14 protein-coding genes are annotated in these 16345 nt (G+C 71.5%); 11 read left to right on the forward strand and 3 right to left on the reverse strand.

Annotated elements, in window-relative coordinates; all coding sequences use genetic code 11:
* Position 1 precedes the first annotated feature (1 nt).
* The gene (locus tag ACZ4D5_RS00375; protein WP_467770090.1) at positions 2–1258 is read right to left on the reverse strand and encodes an MFS transporter; all 1257 of its coding nucleotides are present in this window, start codon (positions 1256–1258) and stop codon (positions 2–4) included.
* 107 nt (positions 1259–1365) lie between these two features.
* Here ACZ4D5_RS00375 and ACZ4D5_RS00380 point away from each other — a divergent pair, with 107 nt between their 5' ends.
* The 5 genes from ACZ4D5_RS00380 (at position 1366) to ACZ4D5_RS00400 (ending at position 7924) form a co-directional block, all read left to right on the forward strand.
* A complete protein-coding gene (locus tag ACZ4D5_RS00380; protein ID WP_467770091.1) occupies positions 1366–2349 on the forward strand; it encodes a LysR family transcriptional regulator in 984 nt (327 codons plus the stop codon).
* Positions 2350–2581: 232 nt separating this feature from the next.
* On the forward strand, positions 2582–3331 hold the full coding sequence (locus tag ACZ4D5_RS00385) for a hypothetical protein (RefSeq protein WP_467770092.1): 750 nt from the start codon (positions 2582–2584) through the stop codon (positions 3329–3331).
* On the forward strand, positions 3328–5676 hold the full coding sequence (locus ACZ4D5_RS00390) for a glycosyltransferase (protein WP_467770093.1): 2349 nt from the start codon (positions 3328–3330) through the stop codon (positions 5674–5676). Before ACZ4D5_RS00385 ends, ACZ4D5_RS00390 begins: the two co-directional genes overlap by 4 nt.
* Positions 5673–6926, forward strand: a complete 1254-nt coding sequence (locus ACZ4D5_RS00395; protein WP_467770094.1) for an acyltransferase family protein — start codon at positions 5673–5675, stop codon at positions 6924–6926. The genes ACZ4D5_RS00390 and ACZ4D5_RS00395 overlap by 4 nt, the downstream gene beginning before the upstream one ends.
* Positions 6927–7324: 398 nt before the next feature.
* Entirely contained in the window at positions 7325–7924 is a 600-nt protein-coding gene (locus ACZ4D5_RS00400; RefSeq protein WP_467771453.1) for a hypothetical protein, read from the forward strand.
* Between the two features lie 28 nt (positions 7925–7952).
* Here ACZ4D5_RS00400 and ACZ4D5_RS00405 read toward each other — a convergent pair whose 3' ends face one another.
* Positions 7953–8597, reverse strand: a complete 645-nt coding sequence (locus ACZ4D5_RS00405) for an NAD(P)-dependent oxidoreductase (protein ID WP_467770095.1) — start codon at positions 8595–8597, stop codon at positions 7953–7955.
* 54 nt (positions 8598–8651) lie between these two features.
* Complete coding sequence (locus ACZ4D5_RS00410; protein WP_467770096.1) at positions 8652–9608, reverse strand: EamA family transporter; 957 nt, start codon at positions 9606–9608, stop codon at positions 8652–8654.
* A 129-nt stretch (positions 9609–9737) separates the two neighbouring features.
* Here ACZ4D5_RS00410 and ACZ4D5_RS00415 point away from each other — a divergent pair, with 129 nt between their 5' ends.
* The 6 genes from ACZ4D5_RS00415 to ACZ4D5_RS00440 all read left to right on the forward strand — a co-directional run bounded on the left by ACZ4D5_RS00415 (position 9738) and on the right by ACZ4D5_RS00440 (position 16223).
* Positions 9738–10439 carry a MarR family winged helix-turn-helix transcriptional regulator gene (locus ACZ4D5_RS00415; RefSeq protein WP_467770097.1) on the forward strand — a complete coding sequence of 234 codons (702 nt, stop codon included), beginning with the start codon at positions 9738–9740 and terminating at the stop codon, positions 10437–10439.
* A gap of 229 nt (positions 10440–10668) precedes the next feature.
* Entirely contained in the window at positions 10669–11328 is a 660-nt protein-coding gene (locus tag ACZ4D5_RS00420; RefSeq protein WP_467770098.1) for a hypothetical protein, read from the forward strand.
* Positions 11316–12362 (forward strand): hypothetical protein, encoded by a 1047-nt coding sequence (locus tag ACZ4D5_RS00425; RefSeq protein WP_467771454.1) that lies wholly within the window; start codon positions 11316–11318, stop codon positions 12360–12362. The genes ACZ4D5_RS00420 and ACZ4D5_RS00425 overlap by 13 nt, the downstream gene beginning before the upstream one ends.
* Before the next feature lie 285 nt (positions 12363–12647).
* The gene (locus ACZ4D5_RS00430) at positions 12648–13991 is read left to right on the forward strand and encodes a nitrate/nitrite transporter (RefSeq protein WP_467770099.1); all 1344 of its coding nucleotides are present in this window, start codon (positions 12648–12650) and stop codon (positions 13989–13991) included.
* A 154-nt stretch (positions 13992–14145) separates the two neighbouring features.
* Positions 14146–15309 (forward strand): uroporphyrinogen-III synthase, encoded by a 1164-nt coding sequence (locus tag ACZ4D5_RS00435; RefSeq protein WP_467770100.1) that lies wholly within the window; start codon positions 14146–14148, stop codon positions 15307–15309.
* Between the two features lie 317 nt (positions 15310–15626).
* A complete protein-coding gene (locus ACZ4D5_RS00440) occupies positions 15627–16223 on the forward strand; it encodes a CGNR zinc finger domain-containing protein (RefSeq protein WP_467770101.1) in 597 nt (198 codons plus the stop codon).
* The last annotated feature ends 122 nt before the right edge of the window (positions 16224–16345 follow it).

A 16345-nucleotide genomic window follows, 5' to 3' on the forward strand; every position in this document is an offset into this window, starting at 1 on the left:
GTCAAGCCCGCGCGCTGCCGAGCCAAGCCTGCGCGCTGCTGAGCAGCAGGGCGCAGCAGGCGGCGGCGACCGGCACCCCGTAGCCCGCGGCGGGGCCCAGGTGCTCCACCGCCCAGCCGCCGCCCGCGGCGCCGCACGCGATGCCCCCGAGGAGGCCGGTCACGGCGAGGGTCATGCCTTCGTTCAGCCGCCCCTCGGGGGTGCGGTCCTGGACGAGCGTCATGCCGGTGACCATGGTCGGCGCCGTCGCCATCCCCGCGACGAGCAGCGCTCCGGAGAGGGCGACCAGCGATCCGGTGACCGTCACCGCGAGCAGCGGCAGCGCCATCAGGGCCGCCATCGCGGCGACGCACAGGAGGTGGCGGCGGACGACGGGCCCGCGCGGTTTCGCCGCTCCGTAGACCAGGCCCGCCGCGCAGGAGCCCGCGGCCTGAAGGGCGAGGATCACTCCGGCGGCCGCCTTGTGCCCCCGGTCGTCGGCGAAGGCGATCGTGACGACTTCGAGGGAGCCGAAGACGGCACCGGTGGCCAGGAACGTGATCAGCAGTGCGGGCATCCCCCGCGCGCGGAGGGGCGAGGGGGCTTCGCAGGATGTGGGCGCACGTCCCCGGGGCGGGGGTTCCGTCGCACGCTGGGCGGCGAAGACGAGGACGCCGGTCACCAGCAGGACCACGCCGATCAGGGTGCCCGCCTGGGGGAAGAGCGTGCCGCAGAGGAAGGCCGCGAGGACCGGGCCGAGCATGAAGCAGAGCTCGTCGGCGGCCTGTTCGAAGGAGTTGGCGGTGTGCACGGCCTGCTGGTCGCCCTTGAGGAGGTGTGCCCAGCGGGCCCGGGACATGCCGCCCGTGTTCGGGGTCGTGGCCGTGGCGGCGTACGAGGCGAAGAGGGTCCAGTCGGGCGCTCCGTGGCGCACGCACAGCAGCAGCGAGAGCGAGCCGAGCGCGGCGAACACGGTGGCGGGGACGGCGACGCGCGCCTGGCCGTGCCGGTCGACGAGCCGCGCCGTCCAAGGGGCCACGACGGCGGTCGCCGCGAGGCCGGTCGCGGTGACGGCGCCTGCCAGGGCGTACGAACCGCGGGCCCCGGAGATCATGATGACGGCGCTCACGCTGAACATGCCCATGGGGAGGCGGGCGACGAGGTTGCCGATCGTGAAGGCGGTCGCGCCGGGTATCGCGAAGAGGCGGGCGTAGGGGTTGCGGGGTGCGGTGGGGCGGGGCGGGGTACGGGGTGCGGTCCGGGGGCTGTCGCTGGGCATGGGCCTCAGCCTCGCCGCGCGTGACCGGCCCGGTCCAACACCTTCTGAGTGCCGATTCACGCACCCGCGTTGTAAGTTCCTGCGGTGACACGACGCAGGTTCCCGCGATGACACGAACGCCAGGTCCGCCCCGCGACGTGGACCCCCGGCTGCTGCGCGCCTTCCTGGCGGTCGCCGAGGAGCTGCACTTCACCCGGGCCGCCGCCCGGATGTACGTGGCGCAGCAGGCGCTGAGCCGTGATGTCCGGCGCCTGGAGCGGGAGTTGGGCGCCGAGCTCTTCTCCCGTACGACGCGCCAGGTCACGCTCACGGCCGACGGCGAGCGGCTCGTGCCGTACGCGCGGCGCGCCCTGGAGGCGCAGGACGACCTGGTCGCCGCCTTCACGGGCGCCGTGCGGCCGCTGCTCGTCGACCTGAACAGCCCGGGTCTCGTCTTCGGCCGCGTACTGGAGCGGGCCCGTGAACTCGCCCTGGACTGCGAGCTGATGGCCCGCTTCGAGAGCGGGCTCACCGGTGCCGCGGCCGAGATGGTCGCCGGGCGGCTCGACGTCTCCTTCGGGCGGTACGCCGGGCTCGATCCGGCCGTGCGCGACCGCCTCGCCCACCAGCCCGTGCGGTACGAGCCGATGGCGGTCCTGCTGCCTTCGGGCCATCCGCTGACGGAGCTCGACGCGGTGCCGCTGGACGCGCTCGCGGGGGAGACGGTTTACGCCGGCGCGGGCAACCCCCGGACGCTGGAGTGGACCGACCTCGCGCACCGCCTCTTCGAGGGGCGCGGCATCGAGGTCGCGCCGCCCGCGCCGCTGGCCGTGGGCGCCGAGGAGTTCGGGCGGCTGATGGCCAAGAATCGGAATCCAGCCCTGGTCGTCGTGGGCTTTCCGGCCATGCCCGGGGCCGAGCTGAGACCGCTGGTGGATCCGGTGCCGCTGTCGCCTGTGTCGCTGGTGTGGCGAAAAGGTCTGATTCATCCGGGAGTTGCCGCTTTGCGGGAGGCCGCAGCCGAACTTGCCGCGGAGGAAGGATGGCTCCGGAAACCCTCGAACGGATGGGTTCCCGCCAAGGATGCACTCATCATGATGAGTCAGAACTGACTGATAACCGCGCCTGTCACTCCGGTGCGCTACATTCATGGCCTGGGCGCAGTGTGATAGGGGGAGCGCTCGGGTCGGGTGGGGGCCCGGTCCGGACGGCAAGTGCCCGAAGTCGTGCGCGCGCCCGAGTCAGTGACGTGGGGGGTTGTGCGTACGCATGGAAACTTGGCGAGAAGATGCCCTACCAGGACACACCCATGATCCGAACGAGGTCACCGTTCAGATCGACGGTGTGGGGCGGCAGTTGGCGGACCTGCCCGCCGAGGCCGGCCAGGAGGGCGCGGCCGACGGGCCGGTCTTCGTCGACGAGACGGGCCGCCGCAGCCGCAGGTACCGCCGGATCGGAGTGATCGTCGGCATCGCCTGCGCGGTCTACGCGGTGGTCATCGTCGCCACCCTCTTCTCGGGCAACTCCAGCGCACCCTGGCTGCCCATGCCGGGCCCCAAGGACGACCGGCCCGCGAGCAAGGTGGACACGCCCAACGGCACGGCGGATCCCGTCGATCCGTCCGTTTCGTCCGGCCCGACACCGTCGCCCGACGCGACGGACGGCACCGGAGCGACGCGCTCGCCGGGTGATGGCGGCGGGCCCGACCCTGCCACCAGCGGCGACGAGGACGGCAAGCCGGGCACGACCCCCGACCCCGACCCCACGGACGGCGGCGGCAGGCCCGACCCCGACCCGGACCCCACGGACGACGGCAGACCCGGCCCGGACCCGGACCCGACGGACGGCCCGGACCCGGACCCCGACCCCGACCCCACGGACCCGACCGACCCGCCCACCGACCCGGTGACGGAGTCACCGGAACCGGGTGGCGACGCGGGCGGCGGGGGCGGTGGAGAGGGCGCGGGCGGCGGAGGCGAGGCCCCCGTCGGCTACACCTCGGACCCCGACCAGTCCTCCTCGGCCGCCCAGCAGTCCGCGTCGCAGCAGTCCGCCGCGGACACCCAGCCGTCCTCGGAGGACGCACAGCGATGAACTCCCGCACCAACAGGGGCCGGTCGGACCGCCCCCGGAACAGTCACGCCCAGAACGGTCACGTTCTGAACGGCCAGACCCAGAACGGCCACCCCCAGAACAGCCACCCCCAGAACGGCCACCCCCAGAACAGCCACGCCCCGCAGGCGGCACCCCGTGAGCAGAGCCGCCGCGCCAAGGGACGCAGGGGCAAGGCACCGGCCGCCAGGCGCCGTCGGCTGCCCCTGCGCTATCTGCTTCCCTCACTGCTGCTCGCCGCGCTGCTCGCGATGCTGATGCTGCGGGGGTACGTGCACAGCGAGATCCTGGCCGACCACCGCGTCAGGCCGCCCGCGCCCACCGACCACGTGCCGCGGAAGATCATGGAGGGCGGCCCGGTCATCGACACCCGGGGCGGCCGCGAGACCACGCTGAGCGTGCCCGACCACAAGCTCGTGCTCACCTTCGACGACGGCCCCGACCCGGAGTGGACCCCCAAGGTCCTCGACGTCCTGAAGGAACACCACGCGCACGGCGTCTTCTTCGTCACCGGCACCATGGCCTCGCGCTACCCGGACCTCGTCCAGCGCATGGTCGACGAGGGACACGAGGTCGGCCTGCACACCTTCAACCACCCCGACCTCTCGTACCAGTCCACGAGCCGCATCGACTGGGAGCTCTCGCAGAACCAGCTCGCGCTCGCCGGCGCGGCCGGGATCAGGACCTCGCTCTTCCGGCCGCCGTACTCCTCCTTCGCCGACGCCATGGACGACAAGTCCTACCCGGTGACCAAGTACATCGGCAGCCGCGGCTACCTCACCGTCGTCAACAACACCGACAGCGAGGACTGGAAGCGTCCCGGCGTCGACGAGATCATCCGCCGCGCCACGCCCAAGGGCGGCGAGGGCGCCATCGTCCTCATGCACGACTCCGGCGGCGACCGCTCCCAGACCGTCGCCGCGCTCGACCGCTTCCTGCCCGAACTGCAGAAGCAGGGATACGAGTTCGGCAACCTCACCGAGGCCCTGGACGCCCCCAGCGCGCACACGAAGGTCACCGGCGTCGAGCTGTGGAAGGGCAAGGCCTGGGTCTTCCTGGTCGGCGCCTCCGAGCACATCACCGACGGCCTCGTCGTGGCACTCGCCGTCATCGGCGTCCTCGTCTTCACCCGCTTCGGCCTGATGCTGCTGCTCTCCGCGGTGCACGCCCGCCGGGTGCGGCGGCGGAACTTCCGCTGGGGCCCGCAGATCACCGAGCCGGTCTCGGTCCTCGTCCCCGCCTACAACGAAGCCAAGTGCATCGAGGCGACCGTCCGTTCACTGATGGCGAGCGACCATCCCATCGAGGTCGTCGTCATCGACGACGGCTCCTCGGACGGCACGGCGCGCATCGTCGAGGGCCTGCGCCTGCCGAACGTACGCGTGGTGCGCCAGCAGAACGCGGGCAAGCCCGCGGCGCTCAACAGGGGCATCGCCAACGCCCGCTTCGACCTCATCGTGATGATGGACGGCGACACGGTCTTCGAGCAGTCCACCGTCCGCGAACTCGTGCAGCCCTTCGGGGACCCGCGCGTGGGCGCCGTCGCGGGCAACGCGAAGGTCGGCAACAGGGACTCGCTGATCGGCGCCTGGCAGCACATCGAGTACGTGATGGGCTTCAACCTCGACCGCCGGATGTACGACATGCTGCGCTGCATGCCGACCATCCCCGGCGCGGTCGGTGCCTTCCGGCGCTCGGCCCTGGAGCGCGTCGGCGGCATGAGCGACGACACGCTCGCCGAGGACACCGACATCACCATGGCCCTGCACCGCGACGGCTGGCACGTCGTCTACGCGGAGAAGGCCCGCGCCTGGACCGAGGCCCCGGAGTCGGTGCAGCAGCTCTGGTCCCAGCGCTACCGCTGGTCGTACGGCACGATGCAGGCGATCTGGAAGCACCGCCGCGCGGTCGTCGAGAAGGGCCCGTCGGGCCGCTTCGGCCGCGTCGGACTCCCGCTGGTCTCGCTCTTCATGGTGCTCGCCCCGCTGCTCGCGCCCCTCATCGACGTCTTCCTCCTCTACGGCCTGGTCTTCGGCCCCACCCAGAAGACCATCGCCGCCTGGCTCGGCGTGCTCGCCGTGCAGGCGGTCTGCGCGGCGTACGCCTTCCGCCTGGACCGTGAACGCATGACCCACCTCATCTCGCTGCCCCTCCAGCAGATCCTCTACCGGCAGCTGATGTACGTCGTGCTGCTGCAGTCCTGGATCACCGCTCTCACCGGAGGCCGCCTGCGCTGGCAGAAGCTCCGGCGCACGGGAGTGGTGGAGGCGCCCGGTGCCATCCCGCGACAGCGAACGGGCGGCCACGATCGGAGGCCCGTCGCATGAGCCACAGTCACGTACCCGGTGGGACGCGGCCGCTGCCGCAGGTGCCCGCGCCGCCCGCGGGAGCTCCCGGAGCCTTCGCGGGCCGGGCCGCGGCTCCCAAGAAGCCGCCGGGCAGGGACCGTTACCTGGACCTGCTGCGCTCGCTCGCGCTCGTCCGTGTCGTCGTGTACCACCTGTTCGGCTGGGCGTGGCTGACGATCGTGTTCCCCTCCATGGGCGTGATGTTCGCGCTGGCGGGTTCGCTGATGGCGCGCTCGCTGAAGCGTCCGGCATGGGGCGTCATCAAGGGGCGCGTACGCCGACTCCTCCCGCCCATGTGGGTGTTCAGCGCGGCCGCGCTCTTCCTGCTCTTCGCCGGCGGCTGGAACGTCTCCGAGGACCCCGACCACGGGGGCACCTGGGGCCTGCTGAGCATGGTCAACTACGTGTTCCCGGTGGGGGCGCCGCCCTTCCCCTGGCACCTGGGCGACAAGGCGGGCCTCCTGGAGGACACCTGGCCCGCGCAGGCGGCGGGCCCGCTCTGGTACATCCGCGCGTACCTGTGGTTCGTCATCGCGTCGCCGCTCCTGCTGTGGGCGTTCCGCAAGGTGCCGTGGGCGACGCTGTTCGCGCCGCTTGCGCTGACCGCGGTGGTCGGCACGGGCGTGGTCACGATCCCCGGCGAGACGGGCAACGCGATCTCGGACTTCGCGGTGTACGGCAGCTGCTGGGTCCTCGGCTTCGCGCACCAGGAGGGTCTGCTCGCGCAGGTCCCGCGCTACCTCGCGGTGTCGGTCTCGGCCCTGATCATGGCCTTTGGGCTGTGGTGGGCCTCGGGCCATCTGGGCCCGGACGGCTGGGACCTGAACGACATCCCGCTGGCCCAGGCGGCCTGGTCGTTCGGCTTCGTCGTCATCCTGCTCACGTACTCCCCGTCGTGGCAGGAGCTGCCGGGCAGGCTCGCGAAGTGGGACAAGCTGGTGACGCTCTCCAACAACAGGGCCGTCACGATCTACCTCTGGCACAACCTCCTGATCATGGCGACGGTGCCGATCATCGACATGGCGTACGACCTGCCGTTCATGGAGGACGAGCGCTGGAGCTCGGCCCTGGACACGACGTACATGCTGTGGATGACCGTCCTGGTCTGGCCGTTGATCGGTCTGATGGTGGTGGCCGTGGGCTGGGTCGAGGACCTGGCGGCGAAGCGGCGGCCGAGGCTGTGGCCCAACGGGGCGACGGCGGAGGGGCGACGGCGGAGCCGTTCTTGACGGAGGGTTGGCAGTGAAGAGGGCTGGTCGCCGGGGTTCCGGTGACCAGCCCAATGCGTTGCGCGACTGTTACGTACGAGTACGCACCCGCAATGAACTGAAATGCGGCTGTAAATCAGGCGGTTGAGCGGCGCGTGAACGCAACAGCCGCCGCCTGCACGGCATCCGCTATTCGCTGCAGCGAACGAACGGACTTCCCGGGGCCGAGGGCGGCCTCGCGGGGTGACTCTGGTGATCTCCGTACGTAGGACATTGCATTCGCCAACGCGGTGGCGTCAAGGGGGCGTAACGATCTCGACGCCCCCTGTGACCGGCTCCTAAGCTGACGGCTCTTGCTGCCGCGCGTCGAGGGCCTCGTGCCCGCCGGGCGGCAGGCCCACTTCTGCCAGGAGATCGCTTTGCTTTTCAGGAAGACCGCGCTGCGCGCGGCCGCGCCCGTCGCCGTGCTCGCCCTCGCGCTGACCGCCTGCGGCGGCGGTGACGACAAGAAGTCGGAGGACAAGCCGAAGGGTGACTCCGCCAACTCCCAGGCCAAGCCGAAGGCGCCCGCCGCGCTGAAGGCCGGCGAGGGAACCACGGGCAAGGTGAAGGAGGGCGACGCGACCGTCACGTACGAAGTCGCCGCCCAGAAGATCGACGTGGGCACGGAGGCCGAGACCAAGAAGCTGGTCTCGGACCCGAAGCGGGCCAAGGGCCTGGTCGCCGCCACCGCCCACGTGAAGTACACCCACAAGGGCGGCGCCCCGCTGACGGACACCCCCGACGCCCCGGACACCACGGAGATCTACGCGGACGGCACCCGCGGCGGCCTCCTCATCGGCGCCGCCGAGGACGCCCCGGGCTGCGAGGACAAGCTGGACCTGGAGGGCTGGAAGAAGGGCGAGAGCCACGTCCTCTGCGAGACCTACCTGATCCCCGCGGGCTCGAAGTCCCTGGAGGTCCACTGGGCGGAGAAGGACGACGCCGACCCGGTGATCTGGAAGTTCGCGGCGAAGTAGGTCGCTTCGGGGAGGGCTTCGAGGGGCGTCAGTACCCGACCGCGAAGCGGCCGCGGTGGTGGGCGGGGGTTTCCGCCTCGTCCAGGAGCGCCACCGCGAAGTCCTCCGTCGAGAGGGACGAGTCGCCTGCCTCGTCCACCAGGAGCTCGTCCTCGGACAGGCGGAACGTGCCGGTGCGTACGCCCGGTTCGAAGAGGGCCGCGGGGCTCAGGTAGGTCCAGTCCACGTCCGTGTCCGCCGTGCGGACCGCGTCGTACTGGGCGTTGGACGCCGCCGCCATGTGGCGCCAGGCCGCCGGGACGTACCGCGGGTCGTCGATCGCGAGGACGCCCTCCGTGCCCGGGACCGTCAGGCTGCCCGCGCCGCCGACGATCAGGAGGCGGACGCCCGTTCCCGCCAGGCCCGCCAGCAGTGACCTGATGATGGCGGGGTGGTCGTCCTCGCGGCCGGGGGCCGGTCTGGTGGCGTTGACGACCAGGTCCTGGCCGACGCTCGACTCCGCCACGTCGTCGGGGTCTTCGGCGTCCCCGGCGCGGTGCGTGGCGCCGGGGTGCAGCTCGGTGAAGCGGGCGGGGTCCCGGACCACGGCGGTGACCTCGTGGCCGCGGGATAGGGCCTCGGCGACGACGCGGCGGCCGGTGTTCCCTGCCGCTCCGAAGACGGTGACGCGCATGGGGTCTGCTCCTCCAGGGGTGTTGGGCGGCGGGTTCGGCGGGTGTGGCGCGGCTCAGGCGCGGGGTGCCCGGGGAGCGCGGGTCTGGCCGAGCACGACGCTTCCCACCACCAGGACCAGTCCGCCGACCTGCCACGCGGTCAGGGTCTGGCCGAGGAGCAGCAGGCCGGCGAGCGTGGCGACGACCGGGTTGGTCAGGCCGAGGAAGGAGACCGAGGAGGCGGGCAGGCGCTCGATGCCGCGGAACCACAGGGCGTACGCGAGGGCCGTGCCGATGATGCCGAGGTAGGCGTACCCGGCGAGGTTGGCGCCGGTGAAGTGGTCCGGCAGGCCCTCGGCGGTGAGCGCGACGGGGGCCAGCACCAGTCCGCCGACGGTCAGTTGCCACCCCGTGAAGGCGAGCAGGGAGACCCCTTCCGGTCGTCCCCACCGCTTGCTGAGGACCACGGCGAGAGCCATCAGCGTCGTGGCCACCAGCATGGCCACGATTCCCGCGGTGTCGACCGCGGCGTCGCCGCGCAGGACCAGCAGGCCGACGCCGGCGACTCCGACGAGGCCCGCGAGCAGCGTGCGGCGGGTGGGCCGCACCTTCAGGACGCCGATGCCGAAGCCCGCGACGAGCAGCGGCATGACGGCGCTGATCGTCGAGGCGACGCCGCCGGGCAGGTGGTAGGCGCCGAAGAAGAGGAGCGGGAAGAACGCGCCGAAGTTGAGGATGCCGAGCACGGCCGCCTTCCACCACCAGTCGCCGCTCGGCAGGCGCCGGGTGAGGGCGAGCAGGATGAGCCCGGCGGGCAGCGCGCGGAGTGCGGCGGCGAGCAACGGCCGGTCGGGGGGCAGGAGTTCGGTGGTCGTGACGTAGGTGGTGCCCCAGGTCGCGGGACCGATGGCGGCGATGGCGGCGATGCCCGCGGCGGCCTTGGCCGAGGTGCGGGGCGCCGGAGCCGGGTGGCTCCGGGCGGCATCGGCCGCGGCCGGGCGGTGTGCGGTGGTGCTCCTGCTGACGGACATGACGCTTCCCCTCGCTGTTCCCCTGAACGCTGTTATTCTCAACGTTGAGATAAATATGGACCCCAGGTCTGCGAACGTCAAGTATCTGAACGTTGAGATATCTGGCTCCATGAGGGAAGAGGTGCAGTAATGGCTGAACAGGGGACGGCGGAGCGGCCCGGCGTGGGTGCGGAGGACGCCGTGTGCGTGGTGGGCGCCGCACACGCCACGAAGCCCGCAGACATCGCGGACGCCACCGGCACCACCGGCACCACCGGCGCCACCGGCGCCACCGGCGCCACCGGCGCCACCGGCGCCACCGGCGCCACCGGCGCCACCGACACCACCGACGCCATCGACGAGCTCCGCGGTCAGTGGCGCCGCGAGCGCCCCGACCTGGACCTCGCACACCTGGACGCGATGGCCCTGGTCGGCCGCATCAAGCGGGCGGACCACCTGCTGAGCAAGGGCATGAAGCGGGTCTTCACCGAATTCGGCCTGGAGTTCGCCGAGTTCGACGTCCTCGCCACGCTGCGCCGAGTCGGTGCCCCGCACGAACTGACTGCGGGAGGCCTCCTCAAGTCCGCCATGGTGACCTCGGGCGCCATCACCAACCGCCTCGACAAGCTGGAGCGCAAGGGCCTGATCGAACGCCGCCCCGACCCCGCCGACCGCCGGGCCATCCGCGTCTGCCTCACGGAGGCCGGCCTCGACCTGGTCGACCGCGTGGTCGTCGAACACATCGCCAACGAGGAACGCATGCTGTCGGCCCTGACCCCCCAGGACCGCACCGCCGTCGACAGGGCGCTGCGGGTGCTGCTGGTGTCGCTGGGGGACACGCATCTGGGCTGAAGCAGGCGTTGCTATCGCGTGGGTGTGGGGCGGGAGTCGGGGGCCGCCAAACCGTGGCACTCAGTGATCATTGGGCTTCACTTGGCGATCAACTTCCACCAATGGCGGGAGTATGGGGCTGCTATGTCTGTATATGCCCGGTGCGGGGCAGGACTCGACCTGGCCCCGCTTTTCTCTCATCGATAGCTTGGTTCACTCCAGAGAACTCTCGTCCCATCAGGAGCTGACAGTGAACCGCCGACCCGCGCTGCTCGCAGCGGCCACTCTGACTGCTGCGGCGGTCCTCTCGCTCTCCGCGTGCGGAGGGGGTGACGGCGAGTCCAAGGGCAACGACAAGATCGCGGGTGCGGACTCGGGCGACGGGGCGAAGAAGTCTCCGTCGCCCCATGCGCCGGCCGACGGCATCGACCGGCCCGAGGTCACCTTGCCGGAGGGCGATGAACTCGTCTTCACGCCCGAGAAGACGGGTGAGGCGAAGACGGACGCGGTGCTGCACGACAACGCGGAGTACCTGCGCGCCATCGACGAGGCGATCGAGAAGCAGGACCCTAAGTCGGAGGCCGTCCGGTTCTACAGCAAGGACTCGGCCCTGCTCGGAACGGTCGAATGGGTCAGTGGGTTCATCAAGGACGGCACGACGGTGACCGGCACGGTCCGTTACTACGACCGCAAGGTCACCTTCGCCAAGGATGGTTCGGCCGGGCTCACGTACTGCGCCGACGAGTCCAAGGGCTACACGAAGGACCGTAAGACGCAGAAGACGAACGTCACAAAGGCCACGAAGGACTCCTACGTCTTCTACAACGACCGGCTCCGGAAGAACTCCAAGGGAGTGTGGCAGGTCACCAAGAGTTCCTCGGAGCGTGGGAGCGAGGCCTGCCGGCCGTGACGAACAGGCGCGTCGCTCTGGCTGCCTGCGCAGCCCTGCTGTTCACCGCCTCGACGGTGCCGGTGGCATGGGCGGACCGGACGAATACCACAGGCCCCACCAAGGAGGCCAAGGGCAGCAAGAGCGGCCGCACCATCACCGTCGAGACGAAGGTGCAGACGTCCGTCAGTGGCGAAACGGGATCCGCGCGAACGGGCAACCTCTCCTCGGCGGACAGCAATTGGAACCCACCGGCCTGCTGGTACGAACCGGCGTTCTCGCCCAAGGAGATCGAGGAGACCGTCAAGTCGTGGCGAGGTTTCGGTGACGGAGTCCCGCTCTTCGACGGTGTCGGGGAGTTCGTCGGTGATTTTCTCGACAGCCGCTACAAGGAGGGCAAGCCGTACAAGAACTACAACCTCGACAAGCAGGGCAAGGGGATGTTCTGGGCGGCGGCGGTCAATCCGAACCGCAAGGACGATCCGGAGGCCAGCGCCTGCGACAAGCAGCCCTTCTGGGTCGACACCGGTGAGACGCCCAAGGAACCCCTCGCGGTGACGCCGCAGATCCTCGCCGAGTACGCCTACGACGAACTCCCCGTGCCCGGAACGGAGATCGCCATGGCACCCGCAGGCACGACGAAGGTCAATCTCCCGACCTGGGTGTGGCTGGACGAGGCGAAGTTCAAGAAGGTGTCCGTCACGGCGGGCATTCCGGGCTCGGGGCTTTCCGCGACCACGACGGCCGAGCCGGTGGCTCTCACGATCGATCCGGGGACGGACGACGCCGAGACCTACCCCGCCTCGGGTGAATGCCCCATCGAGGACGGGAAGATCGGCACGCCTCGCGCGAAGGGCACGCCCGCGGACACGGCGCCGCCGTGCGGCGTGAGGTACCTGCGGTCGTCCGGCGACGGCTCGTACAATCTTCAGGCCACCGTGACCTGGAAGATCAGTTGGACCAGCACGACCGGCGAGGGAGGACGCCTCCCCGACGGGCAGTTCGGCGCGGACCAGCAGGTCGAAGTCGAGGAGATCCAGTCCGTCAACCGGTAGCCGAGAGCCTGGTCGAGGGCCGGATCCGAAGCAAGGTGCGGGAGTGGGAGGTCTGACCGGTGGAGGAGGTGCCCGCACCGGTCGGCAATGGCCCGAAGGGAACTGTCGGGCGTACGCGCCTTTTCCCGTAAGCCCGCACCCCCTCCCCGTCCCTCACCACCCCGCCCCACCCCGAGTGAGAGCAACGTTCCCCGTCGGTCACCGTGGGCCACAGGGCTGAAATGCGGTCTCCCTACCTTCTGGAGCGTCGGCCGTTGCGTGGCGACTACTCCGTGGAGGCGTGTGATGTGGATCGAGCGGTGGGAGCCGGAGGACGAGAGGTTCTGGAAGGAGGAGGGAGGGGAGCGGGTCGCCCGGCGGAATCTGGTGTTCTCGGTGCTCTCCGAGCACATCGGGTTCTCCGTGTGGAGCCTGTGGTCCGTCATGGTCCTGTTCATGGGACCCGAGTACGGGATCGACGCGGCGGGGAAGTTCTTCCTGGTGTCGATGGCGACCCTCGTGGGGGCCGTCGTGCGGGTGCCCTACACGTTCGCCGTCGCCCGGTTCGGGGGGCGCAACTGGACCGTCATCGCCGCCTCCCTCCTGCTGCTGCCCACCGTCGCCGCCTTCGTCGCCATGGAGCCGGGGACCTCGTACTCCACCTTCATGCTGTGCGCCCTGCTCACCGGCGTCGGCGGGGGCAACTTCGCGTCCAGCATGACCAACATCAACTCCTTCTTCCCGCTGAAGCGGAAGGGGTGGGCCCTCGGGCTCAACGCGGGGGGCGGCAACATCGGGGTGCCGGTGGTGCAGCTCGTCGGGCTCGCCGTCATCGGCGCGGGCGGCGGGCCGCGGGCCGTGCTCGGGATCTACATCCCCCTCGTCGTCGTGTCCGCGCTCTGCGCCGCCCGCTACATGGACAGCATCTCGTCCGTGCGCAACGACACGGGGGCGGTGAAGGCCGCCGTGCGGGACCCGCACACCTGGATCATGTCCCTTCTGTACGTGGGGACGTTCGGGTCGTTCATCGGGTACAGCTTCGCCTTCGGGCTCGTCCTGCAGACGCAGTTCGGCAGGACCCCGCTGGAGGCCGCCCAGCTCACCTTCATCGGCCCGCTGCTCGGCTCGCTGATCCGGCCCGTGGGCGGACGGCTCGCCGACCGGTTCGGCGGGGCGCGCATCACGCTGTGGAACTTCGCCGGGATGGGCGCCGCGACCGGCGTCGTCGTGGCCGCCTCCGTGCGGGAGTCGTTGCCGCTGTTCGTCTGCGCCTTCATCGCCCTGTTCGTGCTCACCGGGCTCGGCAACGGATCCACGTACAAGATGATCCCCGGCATCTTCCAGGCGAAGGCCGAGGCGAAGGGGCTGGCGGGGGAGGCGGCCGCGGCGTACGGGCGGCGGCTCTCCGGGGCCGCCATGGGGCTCATCGGGGCCGTCGGCGCGCTCGGCGGGCTCGGCATCAACCTCGCGCTGCGGCAGTCCTTCCAGACGGTCGGGTCGGGGACCGGGGCGTTCGTCTCCTTCCTCGCCTTCTACGCGGTGTGCTCGGCCGTGACCTGGGCCGTATACCTTCGCGGGCAGTCCGCCCCGCGTACCGCTCCCGGGGCGGACCCGCAGGAGAAGCCGCAGCTCAGCTACGCCGAGGTGTGAGGTCCGACGTAACACGGCGGACATCGGGATGATCCGGGTCTGTCACGCGCCGTTGACAGGCTCGGTCGTCCGCCGCCCATCAGGTCAGGAGCGGGACGAGAAGAGCGGACACGAAGAGCGGACACGAAGAGCGGTACGAGACGGGGACAGATCCATGAACGCCACTCCCACGCAGGCCCCGACGGCGGCAGCGGCGCACGGCCCCCTCGCCGGATTCACCGTCGGCGTGACCGCGGCCCGGCGCGCCGACGAGCTCGGCGCGCTGCTGCAGCGGCGCGGCGCGACCGTGCTGCACGCGCCCGCGCTGCGCATCGTGCCGCTCGCCGACGACAGCGAACTCCTCGCCGCGACAAAGGAGTTGATCGACCACGCCCCGGACGTCGTGGTCGCCACCACCGCCATCGGCTTCCGCGGCTGGATCGCGGCCGCCGACGGCTGGGGGCACGGCGAGGACCTGCTCCGCTGCCTGCGCGACGTCGAACTGCTCGCCCGTGGCCCGAAGGTGAAGGGTGCCGTGCGCGCCGCGGGGCTCACCGAGGAGTGGTCGCCCTCCTCCGAGTCCATGGCGGAGGTCCTCGACCGGCTGCTCGGCGAGGGTGTCGCGGGGCGGCGCGTCGCGCTGCAGCTGCACGGGGAGCCGCTGCCCGGCTTCGTCGAGGCTCTGCGGGCCGGGGGAGCGGAGGTCGTCGTGGTGCCCGTCTACCGGTGGCTTCCGCCGGAGGACCTCGCGCCCGTGGACCGGCTGCTCGACGCGACGGTCGGGCGGAGCGTCGACGCGCTGACGTTCACCAGCGCCCCCGCCGCCGCGTCCCTCCTCGCCAGGGCCGAGGAGAGGGGCATGAGCGCGGAGGTCATCGCCGCCCTGCGCCACGACGTGCTGCCCGCCTGCGTGGGGCCCGTCACCGCGCTGCCGCTGCAGTCGCTCGGCGTGGACACCGTGCAGCCGGAGCGGTTCCGCCTCGGCCCGCTCGTCCAGGTGCTCTGCCAGGAACTGCCGTCCCGCGCACGGGCGTTGCCCATCGCCGGGCGCCGTGTGGAGATCCGCGGCCACGCCGTCCTGGTCGACGACGAACTGCGGGCCGTGCCGCCCGCCGGCATGGCGCTCCTGCGGGCCCTGGCCCGCCGCCCCGGCTGGGTGGTGGCCCGCGCCGAACTGCTGCGCGCGCTGCCCGGCGCGGGCCGCGACGAGCACGCGGTGGAGACGGCGATGGCCCGCCTGCGCACGGCACTCGGCGCGCCCAAGCTGATCCAGACGGTGGTCAAGCGCGGCTACCGCCTCGCGATCGACCCGTCGGCGGAGGCGAAGTACGGGGACTGAGGCGACGCGCCGTCGATGTGCCGCACGGCCTCGGCGCAGACGTGGCCGTCGCTGCGGGCGAGCCCGGCATGACGGCGCCCCCGAAGGAGCACAGGAACCACTGGCCCTGACTGCCCGTCACCTGTCACTGCGTCAACTCGCCTGTCATGGGTAGGAGTCAACCGGCATGGCCGCCCCGCGGTCATGGCTCCACCTCGCACCCCCGTACGTGACCGTCTCTCCCGGTGGGAGGGGTTCCGGACCCGGCGGCAGAAGGGCACTGTAGGGGTACGCAACGGCACTCACTCACCGGTGACCCCCAAGGCGGTGACAGGCGCATGGCGTTGGGCGCGGCCCCGGCTCCGTACGAGCTGCGATTCGACTCCGGGCGGATCTGCCTGGACCTCGTGGCGACGAACCACCCCGTGGAACGGCTCGACTCCGTGGAGAGGCTGCGCGCCTGGCTCGCCGGTGCCGGCCTCGTCCCCGCGGGTGCGCGGCTGCCGGGGGTGGGCCCTCCCTGGCTTGCCGGATTCCGTGAACTGCGCGGCCACATAGCCCAGTTGGTACGCGGCGAGATCGAGGGCCGCCCCGCCGACGCCGTCGCCGCCCTCGACCGCGTCAACGCGCTGGCCGCCGCCGCGGCGCCCCCGGCCCCGTGCGCGGTGCGCGGCACCGACGGCACCCTGGTGCGCACCCTGCGCGGCGACCCGGGCTGCGCGGCGCTCGTCGCCGCCGTCGCCAGGGACGCCGTCGACCTGCTCACCGACCCCGTGGCGCGCGCCCTGCTCCGCCAGTGCGAGGGCGACAGCTGCCCGATCGTGTACCTCGACACGTCCCGCGGGCGGCGCCGCCGCTGGTGCTCCAGCGAGGTGTGCGGCAACCGCGAGCGGGTGGCGAGGCACCGCCGCAGGGCCGCGCTCTCCCGGACCTGAGCGAAGGAACGTACCTGCGGGGACGGAGGAACGTACCTGCGGGGACGGACGAACGTACCCGCGAACCGCCCCCGCGTTGAACACCGCCCGCCCCGCCTACGTACCTCCGGCATGAGACCCGC

The sequence above is a fragment of the Streptomyces sp. NPDC025651 genome (assembly GCF_055558735.1).

Excerpts from the sequence above, each read along its gene's own strand:
- ACZ4D5_RS00375 (WP_467770090.1), bottom strand. The coding sequence starts at position 1,258 with ATGCCCAGCGACAGCCCCCGGACCGCACCCCGTACCCCGCCCCGCCCC.
- ACZ4D5_RS00380 (WP_467770091.1), top strand. The coding sequence starts at position 1,366 with ATGACACGAACGCCAGGTCCGCCCCGCGACGTGGACCCCCGGCTGCTG.
- ACZ4D5_RS00390 (WP_467770093.1), top strand. The coding sequence starts at position 3,328 with ATGAACTCCCGCACCAACAGGGGCCGGTCGGACCGCCCCCGGAACAGT.
- ACZ4D5_RS00395 (WP_467770094.1), top strand. The coding sequence starts at position 5,673 with ATGAGCCACAGTCACGTACCCGGTGGGACGCGGCCGCTGCCGCAGGTG.
- ACZ4D5_RS00405 (WP_467770095.1), bottom strand. The coding sequence starts at position 8,597 with ATGCGCGTCACCGTCTTCGGAGCGGCAGGGAACACCGGCCGCCGCGTC.
- ACZ4D5_RS00410 (WP_467770096.1), bottom strand. The coding sequence starts at position 9,608 with ATGTCCGTCAGCAGGAGCACCACCGCACACCGCCCGGCCGCGGCCGAT.
- ACZ4D5_RS00415 (WP_467770097.1), top strand. The coding sequence starts at position 9,738 with ATGGCTGAACAGGGGACGGCGGAGCGGCCCGGCGTGGGTGCGGAGGAC.
- ACZ4D5_RS00430 (WP_467770099.1), top strand. The coding sequence starts at position 12,648 with ATGTGGATCGAGCGGTGGGAGCCGGAGGACGAGAGGTTCTGGAAGGAG.
- ACZ4D5_RS00435 (WP_467770100.1), top strand. The coding sequence starts at position 14,146 with ATGAACGCCACTCCCACGCAGGCCCCGACGGCGGCAGCGGCGCACGGC.
- ACZ4D5_RS00440 (WP_467770101.1), top strand. The coding sequence starts at position 15,627 with ATGGCGTTGGGCGCGGCCCCGGCTCCGTACGAGCTGCGATTCGACTCC.